The 23,934-nt window shown below is 54.5% G+C and carries 22 protein-coding genes and 1 pseudogene; 11 read left to right on the plus strand and 12 right to left on the minus strand.

Features of this window, described 5'->3' with window-relative positions:
• Positions 1-750 carry an enoyl-CoA hydratase-related protein gene (locus tag TURPA_RS13505; RefSeq protein ID WP_014803863.1) on the plus strand — a complete coding sequence of 250 codons (750 nt, stop codon included), beginning with the start codon at positions 1-3 and terminating at the stop codon, positions 748-750.
• 88 nt (positions 751-838) lie between these two features.
• Here the strand turns inward: TURPA_RS13505 and cysK are convergent, their stop codons facing one another.
• Positions 839-1,762 carry a cysteine synthase A gene (gene cysK / locus TURPA_RS13510; protein WP_014803864.1) on the minus strand — a complete coding sequence of 308 codons (924 nt, stop codon included), beginning with the start codon at positions 1,760-1,762 and terminating at the stop codon, positions 839-841.
• 123 nt (positions 1,763-1,885) lie between these two features.
• On the opposite strand from cysK, the gene TURPA_RS13515 reads away from it, so the two are divergent.
• From TURPA_RS13515 to TURPA_RS13525, 3 genes are read left to right on the plus strand one after another with little or no spacing between them, the layout of a single operon-like run.
• On the plus strand, positions 1,886-2,401 hold the full coding sequence (locus TURPA_RS13515) for a hypothetical protein (RefSeq protein WP_014803865.1): 516 nt from the start codon (positions 1,886-1,888) through the stop codon (positions 2,399-2,401).
• A gap of 17 nt (positions 2,402-2,418) precedes the next feature.
• The gene (locus tag TURPA_RS13520) at positions 2,419-3,675 is read left to right on the plus strand and encodes a hypothetical protein (RefSeq protein WP_014803866.1); all 1,257 of its coding nucleotides are present in this window, start codon (positions 2,419-2,421) and stop codon (positions 3,673-3,675) included.
• A complete protein-coding gene (locus TURPA_RS13525) occupies positions 3,672-5,957 on the plus strand; it encodes a PP2C family protein-serine/threonine phosphatase (protein WP_014803867.1) in 2,286 nt (761 codons plus the stop codon). The genes TURPA_RS13520 and TURPA_RS13525 overlap by 4 nt, the downstream gene beginning before the upstream one ends.
• A gap of 32 nt (positions 5,958-5,989) precedes the next feature.
• Here the strand turns inward: TURPA_RS13525 and TURPA_RS13530 are convergent, their stop codons facing one another.
• Positions 5,990-7,279: a SurA N-terminal domain-containing protein gene (locus tag TURPA_RS13530; RefSeq protein ID WP_014803868.1), complete on the minus strand. Its 1,290-nt coding sequence runs from the start codon at positions 7,277-7,279 to the stop codon at positions 5,990-5,992.
• A 106-nt stretch (positions 7,280-7,385) separates the two neighbouring features.
• Here TURPA_RS13530 and TURPA_RS13535 point away from each other — a divergent pair, with 106 nt between their 5' ends.
• Together TURPA_RS13535 and TURPA_RS21995 are read left to right on the plus strand one after the other, a co-directional pair.
• Positions 7,386-8,645, plus strand: a complete 1,260-nt coding sequence (locus TURPA_RS13535) for a glutamate-5-semialdehyde dehydrogenase (protein WP_014803869.1) — start codon at positions 7,386-7,388, stop codon at positions 8,643-8,645.
• A gap of 8 nt (positions 8,646-8,653) precedes the next feature.
• Entirely contained in the window at positions 8,654-9,211 is a 558-nt protein-coding gene (locus TURPA_RS21995) for a nicotinate-nicotinamide nucleotide adenylyltransferase (protein WP_014803870.1), read from the plus strand.
• A 17-nt stretch (positions 9,212-9,228) separates the two neighbouring features.
• Here the strand turns inward: TURPA_RS21995 and TURPA_RS13545 are convergent, their stop codons facing one another.
• Together TURPA_RS13545 and TURPA_RS13550 are read right to left on the minus strand one after the other, a co-directional pair.
• Positions 9,229-10,131 carry a hypothetical protein gene (locus TURPA_RS13545; protein ID WP_014803871.1) on the minus strand — a complete coding sequence of 301 codons (903 nt, stop codon included), beginning with the start codon at positions 10,129-10,131 and terminating at the stop codon, positions 9,229-9,231.
• Between the two features lie 3 nt (positions 10,132-10,134).
• Positions 10,135-11,025, minus strand: coding sequence for a prolipoprotein diacylglyceryl transferase (locus TURPA_RS13550; protein WP_014803872.1), 891 nt, complete (start codon positions 11,023-11,025; stop codon positions 10,135-10,137).
• A gap of 95 nt (positions 11,026-11,120) precedes the next feature.
• On the opposite strand from TURPA_RS13550, the gene TURPA_RS13555 reads away from it, so the two are divergent.
• A complete protein-coding gene (locus TURPA_RS13555) occupies positions 11,121-11,858 on the plus strand; it encodes an EI24 domain-containing protein (RefSeq protein WP_014803873.1) in 738 nt (245 codons plus the stop codon).
• Positions 11,855-13,405: a hypothetical protein gene (locus tag TURPA_RS13560; RefSeq protein ID WP_014803874.1), complete on the plus strand. Its 1,551-nt coding sequence runs from the start codon at positions 11,855-11,857 to the stop codon at positions 13,403-13,405. The genes TURPA_RS13555 and TURPA_RS13560 overlap by 4 nt, the downstream gene beginning before the upstream one ends.
• Here the strand turns inward: TURPA_RS13560 and TURPA_RS13565 are convergent.
• The 4 genes from TURPA_RS13565 to TURPA_RS13580 all read right to left on the minus strand — a co-directional run bounded on the left by TURPA_RS13565 (position 13,332) and on the right by TURPA_RS13580 (position 16,182).
• The gene (locus tag TURPA_RS13565; RefSeq protein ID WP_041948523.1) at positions 13,332-14,420 is read right to left on the minus strand and encodes a divergent polysaccharide deacetylase family protein; all 1,089 of its coding nucleotides are present in this window, start codon (positions 14,418-14,420) and stop codon (positions 13,332-13,334) included. The genes TURPA_RS13560 and TURPA_RS13565 overlap by 74 nt on opposite strands.
• The gene (locus TURPA_RS13570) at positions 14,404-15,105 is read right to left on the minus strand and encodes a hypothetical protein (protein WP_014803876.1); all 702 of its coding nucleotides are present in this window, start codon (positions 15,103-15,105) and stop codon (positions 14,404-14,406) included. The genes TURPA_RS13565 and TURPA_RS13570 overlap by 17 nt, the downstream gene beginning before the upstream one ends.
• A gap of 56 nt (positions 15,106-15,161) precedes the next feature.
• On the minus strand, positions 15,162-15,455 hold the full coding sequence (locus TURPA_RS13575; protein WP_157210502.1) for a hypothetical protein: 294 nt from the start codon (positions 15,453-15,455) through the stop codon (positions 15,162-15,164).
• A gap of 61 nt (positions 15,456-15,516) precedes the next feature.
• Positions 15,517-16,182 (minus strand): FecR family protein, encoded by a 666-nt coding sequence (locus TURPA_RS13580; RefSeq protein WP_014803878.1) that lies wholly within the window; start codon positions 16,180-16,182, stop codon positions 15,517-15,519.
• A 158-nt stretch (positions 16,183-16,340) separates the two neighbouring features.
• Between TURPA_RS13580 and TURPA_RS13585 the strand changes: the two genes are divergently transcribed.
• The 3 genes and pseudogenes from TURPA_RS13585 to TURPA_RS13595 form a co-directional block, all read left to right on the plus strand.
• Positions 16,341-16,760 (plus strand): type II secretion system-associated lipoprotein, encoded by a 420-nt coding sequence (locus tag TURPA_RS13585; RefSeq protein WP_014803879.1) that lies wholly within the window; start codon positions 16,341-16,343, stop codon positions 16,758-16,760.
• Positions 16,761-16,764: 4 nt separating this feature from the next.
• On the plus strand, positions 16,765-18,009 hold the full coding sequence (locus TURPA_RS13590; RefSeq protein WP_014803880.1) for a homoserine dehydrogenase: 1,245 nt from the start codon (positions 16,765-16,767) through the stop codon (positions 18,007-18,009).
• Positions 18,010-18,133: 124 nt separating this feature from the next.
• Positions 18,134-19,645 (plus strand): annotated as a pseudogene (locus tag TURPA_RS13595) (FMN-binding glutamate synthase family protein); the annotation flags it as partial.
• A 78-nt stretch (positions 19,646-19,723) separates the two neighbouring features.
• On the opposite strand, the gene TURPA_RS22000 reads toward TURPA_RS13595, so the two are convergent.
• The 4 genes from TURPA_RS22000 to TURPA_RS13615 are packed head-to-tail and all read right to left on the minus strand — an operon-like array spanning position 19,724 to position 23,905.
• Positions 19,724-20,641, minus strand: coding sequence for a 50S ribosomal protein L11 methyltransferase (locus tag TURPA_RS22000; protein ID WP_014803882.1), 918 nt, complete (start codon positions 20,639-20,641; stop codon positions 19,724-19,726).
• Positions 20,638-21,642 carry a porphobilinogen synthase gene (hemB, locus tag TURPA_RS13605; protein WP_014803883.1) on the minus strand — a complete coding sequence of 335 codons (1,005 nt, stop codon included), beginning with the start codon at positions 21,640-21,642 and terminating at the stop codon, positions 20,638-20,640. The genes TURPA_RS22000 and hemB overlap by 4 nt, the downstream gene beginning before the upstream one ends.
• 3 nt (positions 21,643-21,645) lie before the next feature.
• Positions 21,646-22,494 (minus strand): M23 family metallopeptidase, encoded by an 849-nt coding sequence (locus tag TURPA_RS24150; RefSeq protein WP_281054936.1) that lies wholly within the window; start codon positions 22,492-22,494, stop codon positions 21,646-21,648.
• 7 nt (positions 22,495-22,501) lie between these two features.
• Positions 22,502-23,905: a trigger factor gene (locus TURPA_RS13615; RefSeq protein WP_014803885.1), complete on the minus strand. Its 1,404-nt coding sequence runs from the start codon at positions 23,903-23,905 to the stop codon at positions 22,502-22,504.
• Positions 23,906-23,934 lie beyond the last annotated feature (29 nt).

The following is a 23,934-nucleotide window of genomic DNA, read 5'->3' on the forward strand; positions in this document are numbered from 1 at the left end:
ATGATTGAAAAGAAACTTGAAGGCCAAATCTGGCATGTGACGCTGAACCGACCCGAAAAACACAATGCGTTTGACGCCGCGATGATTGCATCGCTCGGCGAGGCGCTGCAATCGATACCAGCAGAGGCGCGGCTGGTGCTCATCACCGGCAACGGCAAGTCTTTCTGCGCGGGGGCTGACATCAACTACATGCGCGCGCAGGCAGGCTATTCAGAAGAGCAGAACCGCGACGATGCGAAGAAGCTCTCGGCCATGTTTGAATTCATCTACGAACTGCCGGTGCCGACGGTAACCTACGCGCAGGGTAACATTTTTGGCGGCGGGCTTGGCATTCTCGCTGCCTGCGACATCGCCATCGCGTCAGATAATGCGAGGTTCTGTTTTTCAGAGGTGAAGATGGGCATAATACCCGCTGTGATTTCACCTTATATTCTGCGCAAGACGACGAATGCGTTTGCCAAAAGGTATTTTCTTTCTGCCGAAGTATTCGACGCGCAGGTGGCGCTGCGCAGTGGTCTGATTGCAGAAATTGTGAGCGAAAGCAATGCGAATGAGACTGTCGACCGGCTGTGCCAGAGCCTTATGTCAGCCGGCCAACAGGCGCAGCGCAGCGCCAAGCGGCTGATGCACGCATACGAAAATTTTGAACCCATGAGCCGCGATCAGCTGATACACGAACTCGCCAAGCTGCGGTCAACCGAAGACGCGCAAACGCGCATGAAGACGTTTCTAGAAAAGTCTAAAAAATAGGATGGCTTCACCCTTCGACAGGCTCTGCAGGCAGAGACTGCGTCGCAGGGTGACAATTGTCATGCTGAGCTCGTCGAAGCATGGCGAATTACGATGGTAACTGAAACAGGCCTTCGATTGACAGGTATCTTTCACCTGTGTCGTAGTTGAAAGTGAGAATGCGCGAACCTTTTTTCAGTTCGGGAATTTTCTTGGCGACTGCGGCAAGCGACGCGCCGCTCGAAATACCGATAAAGAGCGCTTCTTCTTTCGCTGCGCGTTTGGCATATTCAAATGCTTCTTCTTTGGTCACCTGAATCACACCGGTCAGAAGATCTTTCTTGAGGTTCTTGGGAATAAAGCCCGCGCCGATGCCCTGAATCGGGTGGGGGCCGGGTTGACCGCCTGAAATCACAGGCGAGGCAGCAGGTTCAACAGCATAAACCTGCAGGTTGGGCCATTTTTGGCGCAAAATTTCTGTCACACCTGTGAGGTGACCACCCGTGCCCACGCCGGTGATCATCACATCGACACCTTCGGGAAAATCGCGAAGAATTTCTTGCGCTGTAGTCTTGCGGTGAACCTCGATGTTTGCTTCGTTTTCGAACTGCTGCGGCATCCATGAGTTGGGTGTCGAAGCCACGAGCTCCGTTGCCTTTTCGATTGCGCCTTTCATTCCCTTTTCGCGGGGCGTGAGTTCAAAACTTGCGCCATAAGCAGCCATAATCGCGCGACGCTCAACCGACATGCTCTCAGGCATCACGAGCGTGAGCTTGTAACCTTTCGCCGCTGCAACGAGAGCGAGACCAATGCCCGTGTTTCCCGAAGTCGGTTCGATAATGACGCTGCCCGGCTTTAAGATACCGCGCCGTTCGGCGTCTTCGATCATCGCCAGCGCGATGCGGTCTTTGATGCTGGCGCCGGGGTTTTGCCGCTCAAGCTTCACCCAGACTTCTGCGTCGGCAGAAAAAAGTTTATTGATGCGCAAATGGGGGGTGTTGCCGATTGCTTCGGTCATGCTCTTGTATTTCATGCACCCGAATTGCGCCTTTCAGACGCTGCGGCAAGTGTTTAAGGCCGCAGATTTTCAGATTTAGCGTGCGGATTTTGACTTTATTGTTTACATACGCCGCAACGGCGGGCAAAGGTGTATGTAATGCTCCCGGCGAGAATATACACCGCCCCCTATGTTGTACTGCTGTCTCTCGCGCTTTCGGCATGCCGTTTCGATAAGAGGGAGGATTTCGATTTTTCTACCGACCAGCCGCTGCGCTGCGGCATTTTTCAATCGTACTACTTTGTGCGCGAAACCAGAGAAGAAGTCTACGCCGATCTCGGCCTCGTTGCCGCCAATCGCCAGAGCCTCGGCCTGACTGCCGCGCAGGGGCTCGCGCTGCAGAATGCGGCGCGCGAGTGCACAGAAATCTGCACTGTGAAGAAAGACCGGCTGCGGCTGATGCAAGAATCCATAAAGGCTAAACTGGCGCTCAACGAAATTAAAGGCGACCTGCGCCTCTTGGCAAAAGATGTGCGTGAATTTGAAACTGCAAAGCGCGCGTGGCTGCAAGACCACCGCACACGCTACCATAAGGGCCTCGAAATTCTGAGTGAACCCCAAAGGGCGAAGTGGGCGCTTGCCGAGCAGCGCCTCGCGCGCTGGCCTGAGCCTTAACCAGCAACAAGATTTTCATGTTCTGGCAGCGTGTACGGTCTCTACCCTGGTGGGCAATTAGCCTTTCGTTGGGGGTGAATATCATTTCGCTCATGGCGGCGATATTTGCCATCTCGCAGTTTCGTGACGAGTTGCCGGTCGTCGTCGTCGCGTTTCTGTTCGTGCATATCTTCGTGGCCCAACCCGTTAAAGATTTTATTATCTCGCGCATGGGGCTTGGGGCACGCTATTCAACGCAGGCAAGTTTCGTCTCATTCGATAACCGCGTGTCGCGCATCACCCGTCTCGGCGATGTGCTCGACTTTCTCAGCTGGCTCATTCGTGCCTGGCGTATCGGCAGGTTGCGGCTGCTCGTTTTTGATAACGAAGATTTCATCTATTATTTCGCGCTGGGTAAAAAACCCCGTAAGATGCGCCTGCGCGACGAGCTCACCGATGCGTTTCGGGACGAAATCGCCGCCGACAAAACGAGCCGTGCGATCAGCAGCCTTTCGACTCCGCTAAAAAATTATATGCAATCGCGCAAGGTGAAGTTCATCACCCCGGTAATGTTTCGCGACCGCCTCATCGGTCTTATCGGTTTTAACGATATTCTCGACCGGGCGCGCCTGCCGCTGATCGACCACGCGGCCCACCGCATTGGGCTCGCGCTTGAGAACGAACAGCTTGAGCGTACAGTACCGCGCAGCGAGTTTTTGAAGAAAGAGTTTAAACTCGCCGAGCGAATCGAACGGCACCTGAGCGGAGTTTCACACTACCAGGCAGGTACATTCGCCATACAGAAGCTCGACACCGCCTGGGATAAGAAACACTTCGCCGCAATCTTTGGCTGCACGCAGGGTTCGGGTGAGCAGGGCGGTGCTGCCATTTATTTTGCAATGCTGCTGCGGCTGAATGTCGCCTCAACGCGCAGTAATGCGCTGCAGCTTTTTTCAGCTCAGGGGTATTTTTATTCACTCTGCCGCAACCAGACCAACGTCGAAGGGCTTGCCTCTGCAATGAACCGCAGCCTGGTTGAAAATGAAAACGGCGCGATCGTGCTCGAGGGCTTTCTCGTGGGGTTTCATTCTGCCGAGAATCGGCTGCGGCTGATAACTTTTGGCAGTCACCTGGCTTACCGCGACCAAAGCGGCTGGACATGGATCAAAGAAAACGGGCTGCTCGGCATCAGGGGCTTTGAGCCTTCGGGCGCGTTCGATCTTTACCCCGGTAAAGAGGTAATTCTGAGTATGCGTGAATACCCGCTGCTCATGATTTCAGGGGGCCGCGCGTGAGCCGCATTTTCTGGGGGGCTGCATTCGCCTCACTGCTGGTGGCTTTTGTGCTGCAGGTCGGGGCCGTTAAAAAACTCATAGAAACGCGCCAGCCGCGAATTCTCACAACCGAGCATTCATTGGCGTTGATACCGCTGGCTTTCGATCTGCCGTCTGACGCGATGTACCTGCGCCCCTACAATGAGCCGATGGTCATGCGCCCGCCGGGTACGCTGCGATACGTGCAGGCGCTCTTGCCGATCTATGCCGGCGCGTTCTTCTTCTGGTTTACGGGAATTTTCTTGTACATCTTTTCACGCGTGCGCCGCCTCGAGCGCGCTTACATTTTGTTTTCGCTGTTTGTCTGCACATACCTTCTGCTCTTTGTAGACTACTTCACCCTGCGCGTCACCGGTAGTTTTTTTCTGACATTCAACATACTGATTATCGGGCCCTTTCTTTATATGTACCGCAGCGTCTATTCGCTCGCGACGCAAGGGGTGCTCTATGCTGCGGTTCTGCTATTCTCTCTGGCGATGTCTATCTTCTATCCGGTGAATTCTGCCGAGGCCGAAATATTCTTCATAAAACTTCTGGGTGTGGTGTTTTCTGCAACCTTCGTTTATTGCGCCGCGCTCTTTATTCGGGCCGAAATGGATAAAGAAAAGCAGAGCCTGGGAAAAAAACTCTGGGCCGAGCGCATATTCAATATTTCACTGGTTTTTGCAGTCGCAATGCCGCCCGCATTCTTCTTCATGCTGTATTATTTTCCGGTACGCGTTGATGTGAACTACAACGCGCTCTTCTTTTTGCCCGCTCTTTTTCCGATCATTTTTCTGACGCTCAGCCTGCGGTGGGGTCTGGTCAGCTTTCATGTACCGATCAGCCTTGCGGCAGTGCGCTTCATGTATTTCGCTTTTTTTGGCTTTCTTTATTGGTTCACCATCGGCTTCAGCCTGGGAGAGATCTACCAGAGCGAAATGACCCGCGCCGGGCATATCTGGCTTCTGGGCTTGTTTTTGTTGCTGATCGATCCGCTGCGCACTGCGCTCTTAACCTCGCTCGACCAATACAGCAGCTCGCGGCGTAAAGTGCTCGATAATTTCTTGCTGCAGAGTTCGCAGCAGATTGCAAACCCCGGCCGTGCCGTGCAGTTTATCGAAAGGCTTGCCGGTTCCCTCACCGAGGGGCTTGGCAGTTACTGGGTAAAGGTCGTCATGAGCCGCGATCTATTCACGAACTGGGACAGCGACAGCGACAAAATTGTCTATTTGCCCGACGACGACCCGTTTTGGGTTCAGGCCCGAACCTGGGTACCCCGCAGCCGCTACGCGGTTCTGACGCAGACTTTTGTCGGGCCGGTGCGTGACTTCTTGCAGGGCAGGGGCGCATTCATGGTTATCGGCATGAATAAATTCAAGGCCGGCATCATGATCTCAGAGCGGCGCGAAAATATGCCATACTACCGTGAAGATGTGCGCTTCATGCGCCAGGTAATCCGTGAGGCAGAGGTTTTGATTCAAAATTACCTTTTTCTGATCGAGAATGTGAAGCTGCGCCGCCGCGAACGTGAGCTCGCTTACAGCGCGCGCATTCAGAAGCGCGTTATACCGGGCCACCGCAAATTTGAACATTTTGAATTCTGGTCTTACAGCAGGGCGTACGAGAGTGTGACAGGCGATTACGTCGATCTGCTGCAGATCGACCCGCAGACATTCGTGGTATTGCTGGGTGATGTCAGCGGCCACGGCATATCGAGCGGCTATCTGGTCGCCTTTGCGCGTGCCTACCTCAGGGGTGCTCTGGCAGACCGCAAAGCCAGCCTGAAAGATGCACTCGGCGGTCTGAATGCCTACCTGGCTGAGAATTACCGCGGTAATGAATTCATCACGCTTTTTGCCTTGCAGATGGTGTTTCATGAGGATTCATTGGCGTTACGCTACATTAACGCCGGTCAGCATCCGGCTTTGCTCTATACCGAGAAAGGCCTTATTAAACTCGAAGAGAGCCAGCGTCTTCTTGGAGTCATCGCCAATACCTACCACGAGTCCGTTCTCACTCTGCCTGCTGGCAAGGTGAGGCTGATTCTCTATTCAGACGGGGCATTCGATGTATTCAACAAGTCAGGAAAAATTCTCGGTCAGAAAAAATTCTTCGATTGGGTCGAGTCGTCGCTTGAAAAACCCGCGGCAGAACAACTGGCATTCTTGCGCCAGCGCATCGAAGGTTATACCTCTTCAGGGCAAGAGAGTGATGATCTGGCGCTCATCATCATCGAGGCCAATGAGCGCCGTGAAAGTTGATTTAGAAGCTGACTGAATCAGTCAACCTGCGACTACTCTGCCTTTTCGGTCTGGTTGTAGCGTATGATGCGAATATTGCTGCGGTGAATTTCGAGCGCAGCCGTTAAGAGCTGCGCATAGTTGGTTTTACCCGAATTTTCCGCCGTTTTCTCGAATGACACATCTTTTGGCAGCGTCTTGATTTTCGCCACCTCATCGCTGGCTTTGGTCTGTAGTTTTGCATAGTCGGCGGCCGGCGGCAGCGCGACAGACTTACGGCTCACCACGGCAAAGAAGTACACAGAACCGCCTGCATCCACCGGGCCTACGACCTGACCTACCGGGGCCGAAAGCCGCTGGCGCATAAAAATATCCGATTGTTGCAGCGGCGAAAGTGCAACGTTTGCGTTATCTTTGCCTTTTTTGCCGTCGAGGTCGGTGCTGAGGCCGGCATCGTCAATTGCGATGACCTTCGCTGCTGCGAGAGCCGCCACCTGACCGATGCCTGCTTTAGAGGCGTTTGTGAGGCTCTGTGTGAATTCTTTTTCGAGCGCCTGGCGCTTCTCGCTGAAGAGCGAAGCTTTGATCGTTTCTCGTTTCGAATTATCGAGCACGGCTTTGGGGTCTTTGCTTAAAAATTCGACTTTAAATTTGTTCTGAATATCTGCTTCGCTCGGGTTGAATTTACCGCGCAGAATTTTGTCGCGTGCCGCCCCGTCGATCGCGATGATGCGGTATGAATTTTGTGTCGCTGCAAACTGAAGTTCGTCGAGCGTGGCAAAATCAGAGGCGTACGACGCCCCCTGCAGCATCTCATAGGCTTTCGCAGGGCCATATTCTTGCAGCATGTTTCTGCCAATCTGGTCGAGGCTCATGCGCCGCTGAGAGAGAAATTCGTTCAGGCGCTGGGTGTCGAGTTTGCCGTTCACAATGTATTCTGAAAACTGTTTCTTGTAAAAATTGGCGAGCACACGCGCTTCGGTCGAACTTGCGGGTACGTAACCGGCGCGCGAGAGCAGCTGCGTGAAGACCTTGCGGTCAATCGCTTCGTCGAGCGCGCGGCCACGAGTCATGTCTTCGAACATTTTGCGGCTTTTCTCGTCGAGGCCTTTCATATTCTGAGACATACGCTCTTCGAGGCGTTTCTGGTATTCAGAAACTTCACCTTTGGTAAGATAATCACTGCCCACCTTGGCTGCGTTGTATGCGTCGATTTTTGATTTCGTGCCCAGTACGTCGGGCATACCGAACATAAAGACGATGATTATAAGAATAAATACCAGAAACGCCCAGGTGCCGGCCTTGACGATTTTTTCCCTGAGGGTAGATTTAGATTCAGACATTCGCCAGTCTCGATTTTTGATTTACCTCAGCAAACTGAATTCAAGCCTGCAAAGCAGGTTCTCATGACGCAGTGCCGCTAAACTCCGTCTGAATTCCGATCTGACTATGAACGAATACATACACAAAATAGCCGATAATGCCCTTGAAGTTTCGCAAGATCTGCGCGTCGCCAGAACATCGCAAAAAAATGCGGTCTTGAAGACCCTCGCCGGCCTGCTGCTCGAAAAGCGCTCTGAACTTCAGGCCGAAAATGCCCGTGACATTGCGTATGCCCGCGAGGCAAACCTCGATGCAAGCCTGGTAGACCGGCTGACGCTTTCTGATAAGGTGTTGCAGTCGATGAGCAAGGCTCTCGGCGAAATTGCTGCTCTGCCCGACCCGGTAGGTGAAGTCATTGAAGGGCGCACGCTCACGAGCGGCGTCAGACTTACCAAAGTGCGCGCCCCGTTGGGTGTTGTCGCGATGATCTATGAATCGCGCCCCAATGTTACAACCGATGTCGGTGCGCTCTGCCTGAAATCGGGCAACGCAGTGATTCTGCGTGGTGGCAAAGAGGCGATACACAGCAACCGCGCGCTCGTGAACCTGTTTCATGAGGCACTCAAAGCGCATGACCTGCCCGCTGAGTCAGTGCAGCTGATCGAAAAAACCGAAAGGGCGCTGATTGTCGACCTCGTGCGCTGCGTGCGACAGATAGACCTCGTGGTGCCGCGCGGCGGCGAAGCACTGATTCAGTTCGTCACGGAAAATAGCCTCATACCCGTTGTGAAGCATGATAAAGGCGTGTGCAATATTTATATCGAAAAAGACGCGCCATTGCAGATGGCGATCGACATTGTGTTGAATGCGAAAACACAACGGCCCGGCGTGTGCAACGCGGCGGAGTGTCTGCTCATTAACAGCGGCTGGCCGCATGCAGCAGAATTACTAAAAGCTCTCACGGCAAAGGGTGTGAAACTGCACAGCAACCCGGCTGGTATCGCCTGGGCAGCGGCGAACGGTGCGAGCGCAGAACCTTTTGTGAACGACCTGGGGTTTGGCCATGAATACCTGAGCCTTGCGATTTCGATAAGGCCCGTGCACGATCTCGACGAAGCAGTGCAGCACATTCTGCAATATGGCTCGAAACATTCTGAGGCCATCATCACGAATGATTATACACTGTCGCAGCGGTTCATCGATTCGCTCGATTCTGCCGCTGTATTTGTAAACTGTTCGACCCGTTTTCACGATGGCGGCGAGTTCGGTCTCGGCGCCGAAGTTGGTATCGCCACCGGCAAACTGCATGTGCGCGGGCCCATGGGCCTCAAAGATCTCACGACGACGCGCTACGTGGCGCTCGGTTCTGGTGAAGTGCGCGCCTGAAAGGCGAGATGACCTATTTTTTTGGCGGCACCTTTGACCCACCGCATGCGGGTCACCGTGCGATCGTGTCGCACCTGCTCGCAGCATCGCCGAAAGCGAAAGTAATCGTGATGCCGGCACCCATGGCACCCCTGCGCGGCGCAGAAAAAGCTTTCACCTACCGGCAGCGCTTTCATCTGCTGCGGGTCATGTTTGCCGACGCGATCGTTTCGGGCCTGGTTACACTTTCGGTGCTCGAACGCCGTTTGCCCCCACCGCATTATACAATCAACACGCTCGAGGCCCTCGGCAAATATTGCGATGAAAAGCCTGTGCTCGTCATTGGTGGCGACCAGGCTGAAAAGCTGCCGCGCTGGCACCGGTACACAGACATTGCGTTGGCCTATCGCTTCGTCATTTTTTCGCGGCAGGGCTCTGCTATCAGCAATCTACCGAATCTGCGCTATGAGCAGATTACAGATTTTTCTTGCGATGAATCTTCGACTGCCGTGCGTGATCAGCTAATGGCACTCGGGCCCGAAGCCCGGTTCGCAGCGGCGCTTGCAATCGCCGAAGCGGTGCGTTAAGCGCCGCCGCTCTAGGGTTAACCGACGAAATAAAGACAGAACCGCGCCGCGAGGCGGCGAGCCGTTTGCAGCGGATTCAGCAGGTTTAGGTTCGTCAGAAAGTAGGTAGGAGTAATCGCCACGGCAAAGGCAAAAACGATCGCTCCCGCCGCCGGGGCAGCCAGGCAGAGCAGTGTCGCCGCGTAGACGGCAATTTGCGCCACATGAAAGACCGGGGTTTTCTGCGAATAAGCCGACGCAAACGCCCCATGCGCCTTCCAGTGACGATATGCAGCAATAGTCCTCGACGTGGTGGCCAGCCAGCGCACCGATTGGCGCGCAGAAACCGCACGGCTATTGCCATAGAACGCAAACAGATCCGCCTCGGCGCCCTGCTTTAAAATCTCAGCGTAGGTAATTTGGGCACGCACGCTGCGCGCCGATTCTCGCGGCGATAAAACAGCCATCGCCGAAGCGTCGGTAACACGATTCCAGACGGTGCGCTGCAGGTGCAGGCGTGCTTCGCGCATCGCAAAGCCAGACAAGGGCTCATGCGGGTTGCGCGCCACGCGCCTCGGCATCAACAGCACCTGAGCGTGCTGCTGCGCATAGCCGACCAGATGCCAGACATCTTGCGCGGCGATGAGCAGGCTGGCATCAAAAACGATGACCGTCGTATTTGCCTGGCGCGCAATGCGTTCTGCGAGTGGCCATTCGCCCGCGTTTTTAAGGCGTGTATACCTCACGCCGTTCGCGGGCTGGGTCCAGTCGCTGAGCCGCGCGGGCAGGTGATAGAAAATTTCGGCGCTGATGGGGCGCGTTGCCTTCGCCACGACGCGTGCGAGCAGCGCAATGTTGCGCTGGTCGATCGCCAAAATGCCGCCTGTGCGGTAGACCAGAAGAATTTCGGCGCTATCGTTGCGGGCGAAATCTTCTGGCATACGTCAGCCGTTCTTAAGCATCGCGGGTTTCTTTACAAAGGCGAAAACGACATAACCCATCGACAGTAGCATCAGAATGATTGAAATAAACTGTGCCTGCGAAACGCCAAAGACGTCGCGCGGGTTCAGGCGTATAAACTCGATCGAGAAGCGAAACAGCGCGTGCAAAAAGAGATAGAGAAAGAATTTCGCGCCGAGAGGCCAGTCCTTTTTGCGCACGGACCAGAGAAACACAAAGCAGAGAAACGAAAATGCGCTCTCAAAAAACGGGGTGTTGATCGCGGTTGCGAGTGGGTTGCCGTCGCTGTGTTTCATGAGCCATTCAGACCAGCTTGCAGCACCATTCGGGAAACTCATGCAAAACGGAGCTGGCCAGTTCATTGTGCAAAGCCCACCGTAGCAGCCGTCGCCCGAAAAGATGCAGCCGGCCCGGCCGAAAACGTAACCGAGCGCCAGCATCGGTGCCAGCAGATCGATACCGAACAGAATATTTACCTTGTTTCGGCGCAGAATGTAGATGATGAGACTGCTCGCGAGAATAAAACCACCGTACCAGGTAAGGCCTGCGCCCGAAAACAGGTGCGACATGAGCGTGCCCTGCATGAACTCGGGTGTATTGCGGATTTCAATTACATATGCAATTTTTGCGCCGACGATGCCGCCGACGACACCTGCGAGCAGAATATAGTCGCCGAGCTGCACCTTGAGCCCCACACGCGGAAACTCGCGTTCGATCAGCAAGAAGGCCGAATAGAACGCGAGCGCCATGGTAATACCGTAGGGCGAAACCTGCGCCCACGAAACGATGGTGCTCTTGAGCATACCTTCTTTATATGTGCAGGCGGCCAGTACGAGCGGCAGAAGATAGACGAGAAATTTGAGACGTTTAAGCATATGGCACTGCTGCGATGAAAAACGCATCGTCAATCCCTTAGGGTCGCGTCGAATTTGACTTTACGTCGAGGCGACCGATTACTTTTCCTGAGTGCATGTTTGCACGCATTGCACGGGGCTTCAGCGCTCCGCTCAGTAGTTTCGGCTACATGTCTGACAACAAACTCTGGGGTTTCGCTGTAATTCCCCTGTTGCTCACACTCGCCATTGTGGTTGCGATGGCTTTTTTCGTCTGGGTCTATCTGCTGGGTTACATCTCAGATAAACTCGCCTTCGACGTGAGCGACTGGCCGCAATTCTTGCAATTTCTCATAGCAGGATTACAATTCGTCATGAAACTCGTGATCATCTATTTCTTTTTCACTTTTCTGCTGCGGGTCTTTATGGCGTTATTCTCAATTATTGTGATTCCGTTTTTGTCTCCGCTGGTCGAAAAAATTCTCGCGAAAGAGGGTGTTACCACCATCAAAATCAGCAACCTTGAACTCATCGGTTTCATCTTCTCGTCGATAGTGTATAACGTGAAAATTCTCGTGGTGCAGTCGATATTCGCGCTTCTGCTGCTTTTTACCGGGCCCTTGCAGCCGATACTCAACTTTTTTACGTCGAGCTATTTTGTCGGCCGCTCATATTTCGACTATGTCTTTGAGATGCTCGGTAAACCGCGTGAATTTGGTGAAATGGCGAAAGGTTACCGGGCGATTTCGGTTGGCGTCGGTATGTTCTCGCATGTATTTCTTTTTGTGCCGATAGTCGGCGCTGTGTTCACCCCGATCTTGTGTGTGGTTGCCGCGACGCGCATTTTCGCAGAAAGCTCAAAGCAGCAAAGGTGACGAAACAAAGTCTCGCTCTAATCTGCTTTCTCGCTGTGTCGCTGACGGCCCGGCTTGAGGCAAAGCTGCACCTGTTTCTGGACGAACGGTTGCGCGGCAGCGTGCATGAAAAAGTACTCTACAAGTTTATTCCGCTGACGAGTGCGCAAGAAGTTGACCTCGTCTATGTCTCAGATTTTCTGCAGGTTGGCAACGCAGCGAAGGCTGCTTCGAAACTGGGTGAATCTGACCGTGGTATCTATCTGGGCGCAGACCGCTGGCCGGGCGATTCTGACATCGGCAAATTGATTAAGTCTCCCGAATGGTTCACCATGCTCGGCAAAATCTCGTTTATGGTCGAGAACGACGCGCCCGAATATGCCGCAATGCCGAGAGGGCTTTACCCGCGCGGCGAACTTTGGCGCAAGTTCGCACAGCTGACCGGCGTTGACTATGCGGGCAACCTGAACCTGCATTTTCTCGAGGCGCGGCCGGTCAGCCTCGAAAAGGGAAAATGGCAGCGGGCGGTGTGTGTCGCCTCGGCGATGTCTGCAGATGGCGCAAAGACCAAAAGCCCGCTGGAATGGGGTGTATCCTCATTGAAGCTGAATTTTCGCGACACAAAACAACTCGCATACCTGGGCCAGCATGTCTGTATTGACGCACCGGGTGGCCATACGCTTGCCGAGCTGCGCATCGCGCGAACCGATGTCGCTCTCAGCGCAGACGACGGGCGCTTTTCAGTCTGGAACGAGGCGCAGCCGCTGCGCGTGACGCTCAGCAGCGATCGGCTCATTACCGCGCCGCTGCACCTGAAGCTCGTGCCGCAGAGCCTAAGTGAGCCGGTTGATTTCTTTTTTCAGGGCGACAGAATCGACTGCGACAAGGCTTCGCGGTGCAGGCCGGCTGCGGCTAACTTTCTCTTACCGCAGCCGAAAGAACTGACCGCGCACCATGAACTCGCGATTCGCTCTTCGGGTACGGCCTATTTTCGGGGCACGCTGCAGCTACTGGCCGGTTCAATCGAGGTGGCTAAAAGTGAGGTGCGTTTCACGCAGCACAGCTGGCTCGCCGAAACGCTCTATGCCCTCTCTCACCCGTCTGAATACCAGGGCTTGTTTCTGTTGCTCATCGCGGCGGTCATCGCCCTCATCGCCTTGATTTGGCTTCTGCTGCACCAGATTGGTCGCCTGCGCGCCAGAAAACTCGCGCGCGAAAATATGCCGCCGGCAAGGCAGACGAGCGCATCGCTCACGATTCGGCACGGCGCGCGGCTGCACCTGACCGCCGTCGATAATCCGTTTGGCTGCGAACTCGTCGATTTCGGCGGCATTGTGGATATAGAACTAGCTGAGGCGGGTTTTTCAGTGCGCCATGGCAATGGCGCAGGCGGCACTTGGCCGTTGGGGCAGGTGAAGTACCGGTTGCCCGATGGCTACGAGATTCAGCTGCGGCCGCTCGCTGACGGCAACTATCTGCTTGAGGTGTTTCTGCTCAGCGGAAAGGATTCGTCACCGACATCTGCGAAATCTTCACAAAATCCGCAGACTGCGCTTCGCGGCGCGTAATGTTTTTCACGCAGGCAAACGCCTCGGCGTCGGCTGCGTCGACCGCCATTATGCGAGAGGCGCTGCCTTTTTGTTCGGCCAGAAACGCGTCGAGCGCCTGGCAAAAGTTTCCCTTATCGGGTGAGGTTACGTATGCCCTGAAGGTGCGAAAGTTCATAATGCGCGCCGTTTGATAGAATGATGACTCGGTATGCGCGTCTGCGTCGATGAGTGTGAGCTCGCGCTCGCCGTTTTTTTCTTTCATCGCCGCGAAAAGAGCGCGCAGCGCCGGCACGTTCTTGCAGAACCGCGAACAGTAGAGCGGGCTGATACCCTGAACGCCCTCTTCATCGATGTCTTTGAGATATTCGTCGAGTTTTTCGGGTGTTAAGGCGTCGCTGATCGTCAGCAGACTGCCGTCGGCAACTTCGATATTTTCGTCTTCGAGCGGCACGGCGAGGTAGACCTCTTCGCGGTACTCTTTCAGCTTTTCAGAAATCGCGGCGGTGTCGCTGCGCCCGAGCGTTACGCCAAAACTCAGCGGCACACCGAGAGTGCGCCACTTTACCAGGTCAGAGAGCGAGCGCAGGTTCTGTATGTAAAGTGCGACCTGGTGACCGACAACCGGGTTGCGTGGCCACAGGTCATTCGCGTTACGAACAAAAAGCTTGAAATAGACCACGCGCCGGCCAAACAGAGTCTTGTAGAGATACATACCATGCTGCGGTCGCAGGCGGTACGATTCGGTCTGCAAAACGAATGCATGTTTAAAAAGCACATCGAGAAATTTTGCGCGCTGTGCCCTGTCAAAATTTCCGCTGCAGGCAACCGTGGCAAGCGGGTGGCCCTTTTTTTTGACAATGACTGTCTCGCAGGCTTCTTCGGCCCAAAGCGCTTCAAGATCGGCCACGGTTTCAGTGATCGCTTCTTGCAATCGGGCCGTTTCAGCACCCAGCGGCGAATCGACAGGTGCGATGGCAAGCATCGCAGCCGCGGCCAGAAAGCAGAAGGGGTGGCGCTTATTTATTGTTTTCATCGGGTAGAATGTAATTCTCGTCATAGTTGATTTTTGCGGGTTCAGCTTTTGCAGGCTGTGTACCCATGACTGCCTCAGGTGCGAGTACGGGCAGATTGCCAGGCATGTTCACGTAGTAGATGCGGGCCCAATCGGCAAGCGCATCGGCCTTGCTTTGGCTGCTGGCTGCCGGTGCACTGCCGCCTGTCGAAAGAGAATAAAAGGCATTATCGCAGTGGGTGCGCAGCTCGGCGTATTTTTCGGCAGGCACGACGCACGATACGACAACCGGGCCCGCATCGGCGAGCACGATGCCGGTTTCATCACGATAGAGTTTGCCTTTCGATTTGAACTCCCACACCGACAGATGCAGGTCTTCACGGTATTTTGAATTGCGTTCGTCGACGAGGCGAACAAAGGTGAATTCACTCGCCAGCCTTGCCGCTTTCTGATTCACAATGGCAGAAAATTCGGATTTATCTTTGCCGACGAAACTGCGCACTTCGATGCGGGCATCGCGCCGGCGAAACTGCGTGATGACCCCGTTGCGCTTGACCGACTCGCGCAGGCGCCACGCTTCGGGAACATCAAGTTCAAAACCGGCTTCGCCGTTCTTCGATTGCCACGTATAGGGCACCGCGTGCAGAGTCTGTGCCGCAAAGAGACATAAGGTGGTGGTTACGAGTATGGCTCGCCAGGGGCGCATCCCTTATATCATCGGCCGCGCGCGCGCCCGAATCAAATGAACCGATGAATTTTGCTTCAGCGCAGGTGCTTCAGCGAGTGCTCGCGCCGTTCAATGGTCTGCTCAATCGTGGCAGTCTCGTTTTGCGGTATACAGCCGGCAGCCGCACGGTTGGTACGCCGCGCCTCAAGGTTCTGGTAGAGTTCAAACCAGTCGTGCGACCGGTCTTCGCCGAGAAACTGCACGTTGGCGAGGTGCATCTTGTTTGAAGAGTAGCCCAGATCAAGATCGCACGGCTGAACGCTGAGCTTCGGTTTCGCGCAGCCGATTGCGAGCAGAGTAAGAATAACGAATATATGGGAAATCCGCACGTTCATCTTCACTCTCTATCGGCGCCGGGCTGTGGTGAATTGAGAGCCCGGCCGAATAAAGTCAGTCGTAGTTGTGCTTCAGCAGATCTTTGTAGGCACCCTTGAGGTCGGTTGTGTCTTCGACGGCGCCTTTCTGTGCATCCATGTTCCAGTTGAGCTTTTTCGTCCACGCATACGCTTTGGGCTTCGGAATCGGTTTAGAGCTGGGTATAACAATACCTTCGCCGGCGTTCACGTTGACGTCACTTTTGGTTGAGGTGTCGACGACGTTTACCTGACCTTCGTTCACGCAGAGCCACAGGTCGGCTTTATCTGATTTCTTCTTGCCGAAAGCAAAGTAGAATTCGGTGCCGCGAACCGCCGCAACCATCGTCTGCGCGCGAATTTGAAAAGTCTGTCCCGGTTGACGCTTGCCGACTTTTGAGAAAATAGAACCACTTTCGACGTCTATAGTGGTCGAAGCGCCCACAGCGCTCAGAATAATCTGTGAATCCGATTTGAGCTTCAGCGCAGCGCCCGATTTGAGGCTAATAATGACTGTGCCTTTTTTGCCCGTACGGATTTTTTCGTTTTCTTTGACCAGAGCGCCGAGCGCGGCCTTTTGCCAGCTCTTACCGTCATGAATTTCGACTTGTCCCGACACAAAGGTCAGTTTGCCTGCATCAGCGGCGAGGCTCAGAGTGCCGAATAAAGCCACGGCAGCGATGAATAGATTTTTTGACTGCATAATATCTCCCCTGGGGAATTTGATTACCCTGACAGCAGGCTCGGCCTGCACCACGTGAGGGCAATCACAATTTTGCCACGGTCGTTCTGGCTCATCTGTTTTTAGCTGCGAATGCTGAAAATCTGTTTACGTATTGAAAACGATCTGCATCCGAACGAATGCTTCGCTGGCCTGTCTACAATATGTTTATTTTGCTGGCTCTGGCGTTCGTCGCCGCATGCGGCAGCAAACTTGTGCGCAAAGAAGAAGTGCAGCGCATTAGCAAAGACTACGAGGGCATCTATGTGGTCAAAGACCGCATCGACGTTGGCAATTTTGACAGCCTGAACAAGGGCGCGCGCGTGAAAATCTTCTTCAAGACAGCCGGCGATTATGTCTCGGTATACGCATACCCTTATTCGCAGCCGCGCGAAGAAGCCAACGGCAAGAACATTCTGCAGATGTTCGAGGGTGATTTTCCCGACAAGAAGTTCAGCGAAGAGCTGCTGCGAAAGCGCATTGCCGATCTGGTTGAAGAGCATACCGGCAAGCTGCCACCGGGTGAAGCGGCAAAACCCGCCGGCCGCCGCGGCCGTTAGAACCATGCGCGTCGGAATCTTCGGTCTAGGTACGGTTGGTCAGGGTCTCTTGCAGATTCTGCGCGAGCGGCAGCCTGCGATAGAAGCTGTCGCGGTGGTCGACCGCAGCTATGCGCGAAAGGCAGAACTTCTCGCCGGCATCAAGGCTTCGGATGACAAGAACTTGATTCTGAAAGACAAGAGTATCGACACGGTTGTCGAACTGATGGGTGGCATCGACGACGCCCTGTATGTGGTCCGCTCGGCCATCGAAAACGGCAAGAATGTCGTTACCGCAAATAAGGCGCTTCTGGCAGAACATGGTTACGCGCTGTTTCAATTTGCATCCGAACACGGGCGCACCATCGCCTTCGAGGCAGCCATTGCGGGCGCGATACCAATTGTGCGCAATATTGAAACAATCTTTCGCCACGAGCGCATCACGCGCCTCATGGGCATCGTGAACGGCACCACGAACTACATTCTGACGCGCATGCGCAAAGACCACCTGAGCTATGGCGAAGTGCTCGAAGCTGCGCAGAAGCAGGGGCTCGCCGAGGCCGACCCGACGCTTGATGTCGGTGGTTACGATGCGCAGCAGAAACTCGCATTGCTCACTTCGCTGATCACCGGCGAATGGGTCGAAGCCAAGAATATTCCAGTGCGCGGCATAACTGAAATTTCAGCGCAAGACGTCGTTTGGGCTGAGCGGTTTCATAACCGCATTCGCCTCGTGGCGGAGTATAATCTGATTCAGGGCCAGCATTATATGCATGTGACGCCGGCCCTCGTCGGCGAGCAGAACGTGCTCTATGACATCGAGTACGAGAATAATGCACTGCTGTTTCACGGCGAATATTCGGCAGAACATCTCTTCATGGGCAAAGGCGCGGGTAAGTTTCCGACTGCTTTTTCTGTCTATTCTGACCTGATTCAACTGCAGCTCGCCGCGGCGAGCCCGGTGCCGGTGCGCAAAATTGAAACCTATCTGCCGATCGCCAATATCGCCGACACTACGTCGGCGTTTTACCTGCGCCTCAGAGTCAAAGACCAGCCCGGCGTGCTCGCGGCGATCGCGCAGATTCTCGGCAACAACGCGCTTTCGATTGCGTCAGTGCATCAAGATCACTCCGCTGTCGCGGCCGGTGAAGTGGATATCGTGATACATACGCATGCACAGAAACGCTCCGGTTTTTATAAGGCACTCAAAGAAATTCATGCGCTAAAGAGTATTGTGCTGCACCATGTCTATTTGCCGGTGCTGGGCTGATAGCCTGCTTTACCGAATCATTTGCCCGCAATCGGGTGCCCGTGGGTCTGAAACCCGGGTCTAGCCATTCGCCCAATTGCATAAATCACTTGCGCGTCTCGTCTCGCATTGTAGATTTGCCGCTATGGAAATATTGCAGTGGATTTCAGAACATCCGGTAAAAACCGTGTTCAGCGCTCTCGGTGTGTTTCTTCTTCTCGTGGCGATTAAAGATGTGACGCAAAAAAAGCGCACGATACAGCATAACTTTCCGGTAGTGGGTCGTCTGCGCTATATGCTCGAAGTGATCGGGCCCGAGCTTCGGCAATATTGGGTTGCCAATGATAAAGAAGAGATGCCGTTCAACCGTGCCGAACGGCGCTGGGTATATGCGACCTCAAAAGGGCAGAACAGCAACTTTGGTTTCGGTACCACCGAACAGCTTTACGAAGCGGGTTACCCGATTATCAAGCATGCGGTGTTCCCTTTCCCTGAATCCAAGGCGGTGATTATCCATGACGACCCGTCGGCGATACCCTGCCTCAAGGTCATTGGTGAGTCGCACAAACGCCCCAAGGCATGGCGGCCCCCCTCGATCGTGAATATTTCAGCGATGTCCTTTGGTTCGCTGGGCGACCATGCAGTGCGCGCTCTCAACCAGGGGGCAAAACTGGCGCATTGCTGGCACAACACCGGCGAAGGGGGATTCTCCCCTTACCACACGAGCGGCGCCGATGTCGTCTGGCAGATTGGTACTGGTTATTTTGGCGCCCGCGACGAGCACGGCTTTCGACTAGAGAAAGTGGTTGAGAAAGTCGACCAGAACCCGCAGATACGCATGATCGAAATTAAACTCTCGCAGGGCGCAAAGCCAGGCAAGGGCGGTATATTGCCGGGCACAAAAGTGACTGCAGAGATCGCCGCGATTCGCGGGGTTGCAAAAGGCAAAGACTGTATATCTCCCAACTTTCATTCTGAATTTTCGACGGTCGATGAAATGATTCGTTTCGTCGAACGCATTGCAGCGGCGACGGGCCTGCCCGTAGGCATCAAAAGCGCGATCGGCGAACTTGATTTCTGGCAAGAGCTCGCGCAGCGCATGAAGCAGACGAAAAAAGGGCCTGACTACATCGTCATCGATGGTGGCGAGGGGGGCACCGGTGCCGCACCGCTCACTTTTGCCGACCACGTGGCTCTGCCATTTAAGACAGGGTTTGCGCGCGTATACCAGATTTTTCAGAAGCAGAAAATTTCTGAGCGCATCGGTTTCATCGGCTCGGGCAAACTGGGTTTTCCCGACCGTGCGGTGGTTGCGCTCGCGATGGGCTGCGACCTCATCAACGTCGCCCGCGAGGCGATGATGTCGATCGGCTGCATTCAGGCACAGAAGTGCCATGATGGCCATTGCCCTGCGGGAGTCGCGACGCAGAACTGGTGGCTACAGCGGGGCCTCGATGTCGACGATAAGACGAACCGCGCAGCTCGCTATATCAAGGGTTTCAGAAAAGAATTATTGTCGCTTGCCCACGCGGCGGGCTACGAGCACCCCAGCCAGTTTACGGGTGAAGATATTGAAATCAGCTCAGGCCTTAACCGCTTCAAGACCCTGACCGAGGTGCTTGAGTACAGGCGCGACAAGGTCGTCTTTCCGGGAATGGCGAAGCTGGTGGCGTAAGAAATTTACTGGCGTAGAGGCGCGCTTAAAGCGCGTCCCCCATATAACCCGAGCGTGTCTCTACAGACTATTCTGACAGAAATAAATCTGCCAGTCTTCTTTCGTGCGGATTTCGAATGAGCCTGGGGCAATCGTTTTCAGAAAGGCGGTGAACGACTCTTCTTGTGCCGAAGGTATTCCCGAAAGGGCCCATGCACGGCAGTTCGCGAGGGCAAATTTCAGATCTGCGGCATTCGCTTCGAAAATATTCGGCAGAATGTTTGCCAGAAACACCGTGTTCGCCCGGTCGATGGTACGCTCGTGTAACGTCGAAAAATCACCTACGGCGAATTCACATGCAAACGCCGCACCGTGGCGCTCTTCGTTGAGGGTCTTGTTGGCCGCGGCGGATTCGACTGCCAGCGTCTCGACGTCGACGCCCCACGCAGAGGCAGCCCCCCAGAGCATAGCGGCAATCGCCAGAATACCCGAGCCGCTGCCAATATCGATCACGGTGTCGCTCGGCCTTATGGTCTTTTCAATAAATTCGACCATGAGTTGCGTCGTGGCATGTTTACCCGTGCCGAACGCCATGCCGGGCACCAGCCAGAGTTTTTTGAAACCGGGGCCGATATCGGCATTTTCTGCATCCCAAGGCGGCACGAGCGCCGTTTTTTGCGTCAGCGCGAAAGCGCGAAATGACTTCTCGAATTCTTTCAGGTAGTCGGCGTACTGTACCTGAGAGATTTTGAACTCGAGGTCGGCGAAACCCAGGGTCGCGAGTGCCATCGGTGCGAAAGCCCGTGCGGGAAAATTTTCGGCAAAGAAAAAGAAAAGCTGCGTGTTGTCTTCTATCAGGTTCGAGGTGCGGCCTTCTTCATAGAGCAATTCAAAAGTGCTCTGCGCGCCCGATTTCAGAAAAAATTCTTCAATTTCTGCGGCATGCTCTTTCGGCGCGTTGATTTCGATCTGCCAGAAGACAGCAGTGATATAGCTCACGAGATAGCCGCCCTGTGGGCGGCGAACTCGTGAGCGAAATAGCTTATCACTGCATCGGCGCCGGCGCGAAAAAACCCGAGCAGCATCTCGTCACGGGCCTTATCGCCGTCGAGCCAGCCTTTCTCGGCGGCAGCTTTGACCATTGCGTATTCGCCGCTGACGTTGTAGCACACGACGGGCAAATCGGTAGCTTCTTTTACCCGGTGAATAATATCCAGATACGCCAATGCAGGCTTGACCATTAAGAAATCTGCACCTTCGGCCGCATCGAGGCGCGCTTCGCGCAGTGCCTCTGCCGCGTTCGCAGGGTCCATCTGGTAGGTTTTTTTGTCGCCAAACTTGGGGGCAGACGCGAGAGCATCACGAAACGGGCCGTAGAAGGCGCTCGCGTACTTGGCGGTATAAGACATGATGCCGGTTTCGGTGAAGCCTGCGGTATCGAGGGCTTCACGCAGAAAACCCACGCGGCCATCCATCATGTCTGAGGGGCCAATGATATCGATGCCGGCTTCGGCCTGGGCGAGCGACATTTTTCCCAGAACTTCGAGTGTTTCATCGTTCAGAATTTTACCGTCGCGCACGATGCCGTCATGGCCATCGCTGCTGTAAGGGTCGAGCGCGACGTCAGAAATGAGAACCGCTTCGGGAAAACGCTGCTTTATCGCGCGAATTACGCGCAGATAAAAACAATCGCTGCGGTATGAATATGACGCATGCTTGTCTTTGAGCGCATCATCAACCGCGGGAAACAGAATAAAGCTGCAAATACCGAGGCCCAGCGATTTTTCAATGTGGCTGAGCGCCTTGTCTTCGCTGAGGCGGTTGATGCCGGGCATTGAGCTGATGGGTTCGGCTCTGGAATTTCCGTCGATGAGAAAAAGCGGTTCGATTAGTTTGTCGACGCGGACAAAATTCTCACGGGCGAGGGCGCGAATGCCTGCTGTGTTTCTGTTGCGCCGTGGCCTTTCATTCAGGTACGTGCGTCGCGGCCGGGTGTCCATGGGCTAAAGTTTTTCGCCGGGTTTGGCAGCAAGTTTGTTGCGCGTGGCAAGGTCGTTTTCGTATTCGAGTGCCTGCTTCAGGTGCTCTTCATAAGGGAGAAAAAAGAAATGTTCGGGGTCGAGAATGATACCCTGTTGCGTGCGCATTTCAAAGTGCAGGTGGGGGCCGGTTGAACGGCCGGTATTGCCTGAGATACCAACGATCTGGCCCCGCGCGATCTTGTCGCCGGTCTTGACATACGATTCGGTCAGGTGGGCATACCAGGCAACCGTGCCGTCGTGGTTCTCGACGAACACACAATGACCATATGCACCCTGATCACCCACGATCATCACCGTGCCTTCGGTGGCGCCAACGACGATGCTGCCGCGCGCTGCGGCAACGTCAATGCCGCCGTGCAGTTTACCCCAGCGCGAGCCCACGCGGCTCGTGATGCGCAGGCCCATGACCGGCCAGAGGTACTGGCCCTTCTTGAGTTGCAGGCGCAATCTCTCAACGCCAGATTCTTTAAAGGCTGCGAGCTGCGCAGCAGCGTAGGGCAGAAAATACAGCCCTGACCGTTTTAGATATTTCTGGTCGTTCGCGAGTTCGTTGATCGAGCGAAAAAGCCCCATGTCGCAGATGCCGTCACGGCAGACTTTCTTGAGCGCCACATTTGCGCCGCTCGTAATCCACACACCGGCGTAACCCTGGTAGGTCTGAATGAGTTTGTTGTCAATCTGAACTTCGGTGGGTTCGAGCAGCTGCTGTGCCTTTTCGGCCATAATCTGCCAGCTGCTGTGAGGGTTCGCACCGGCGTGAATTGCAACCGGCAGAAGTAGCGCCGCGATTTGCAGCGCTCGGTAAAGCATGCTTCTTTTAGGCACCTGCATTTTCAGCCGGTGCTGACGCGGCGAGTTGTTCTGACAACTCTTTATACGGCATTTTCTTGCCCTTCTTGACAATGCCTTCGTCGTCAAAATAACGAAACAGAAAATCACGGCTAAAGACGGTCAGGTACGACGATACCAGAGACTCCCAGGGAGACTGGCGGTTCTCGCCGGCTATCATGCTGTCTACGGTCGCATCGAGTTCGGCAAGCAGCGCATCGGTTTTTTCATTCTGGCCTTCGAATGCTGTTATTTCTTCGCGGATATAGCGCTTAAACGCGCCAATATATGTTTCGTCAGTCTTGTTCTTCTTCTGGTGGTACTTCTCGGCATCGTTGATGAGCTGGCGCATCAAGAGGCCTGGCTTTTCACGGTCGCCGAGAGCTTTTCTGAGGCCCTCGAGCTGTGGGCCGGTGACTTCGGCTTTGTCCATGTTGCGCTCTTTGAGAAAGTCTTCGAGCTTCTGGTCGACGAAACTTTCTGACAGAAAGAACTGTGCGCCTTCTTCGAGTGCCTTCAGCGCTTTGTCGGTTTCTGAACGGACCAGCGCGATATTAAAGCGCTTTTCGAGGTCGGTGCGAACGCGCGCGCGCAGTTCTGCAACTGTTGAAGAACCTTTGAACTTCTCGGCAACAAACGCATCAGTGAGTTCTGGCAGTTTGGGCTTTTGTATCTTCTTTATGGTCGCGATGATCTCATAACTGCGCGGGGCGCCGTCCTGCTGTGCGGGAATGTCTTTTTTGAGTTTGAACTCCTCACCGACTTTGCCCTTGCGCTCGGCGATCTGCTGTTCGAGTTCGCGGCTCAGCGTGCCCGACCCGAGATCGAACACGAAGTCTTTGTTCACTTCGCCCGAAGGCGCGTCATCGACCCAGATCTCAAAGTCGACTGTGAGTTTGTCGTTTTTCTCTGCCGTTGCCGTAGCCGCGTCGCTGTCGGGATATTCAGCGTAGCGCACAAGCCGGTCTTTGATTTCGGCGTCGATGTCGCTTTCGTCAATATTCGCAAAGTGGCGCGTCATCTGGGCGGCTTTCAGTTTGCCGACCTTGACGTACGGGAAAAGGTCGATTTTCACCGCGAACGACAGCTTGTCGCCTTTCTCTTGCACATCTTCGATGCGCACGAGGCGGTAAACGCGCTCTTCAATCTTCTTTTCGACGTCGCCGATGTGCTGGTCGACGAGGCCAAACAGGGTCTCGAGCCTGATGTCAGAGGCGAACTTTGCTTTGATTAAGTGGGCAGGGGCTTTGCCCTTGCGAAAGCCTTTGATTTCAGCCTGTGAGCCGATTTTTTTAAGCGCCTGCTCTTCAGCAGGTCTCATTTCTTCTGAGTTTACGGTAATGTCAGCTTTGACGCGGGTTTCAGACTCGCGGCTGATCGATATAGATGGCATAACCGGCAACTTGCGATTTTGAGACACCC

The organism is Turneriella parva DSM 21527, from assembly GCF_000266885.1.
Taxonomy (GTDB): Bacteria; Spirochaetota; Leptospiria; order Turneriellales; family Turneriellaceae; genus Turneriella; species Turneriella parva.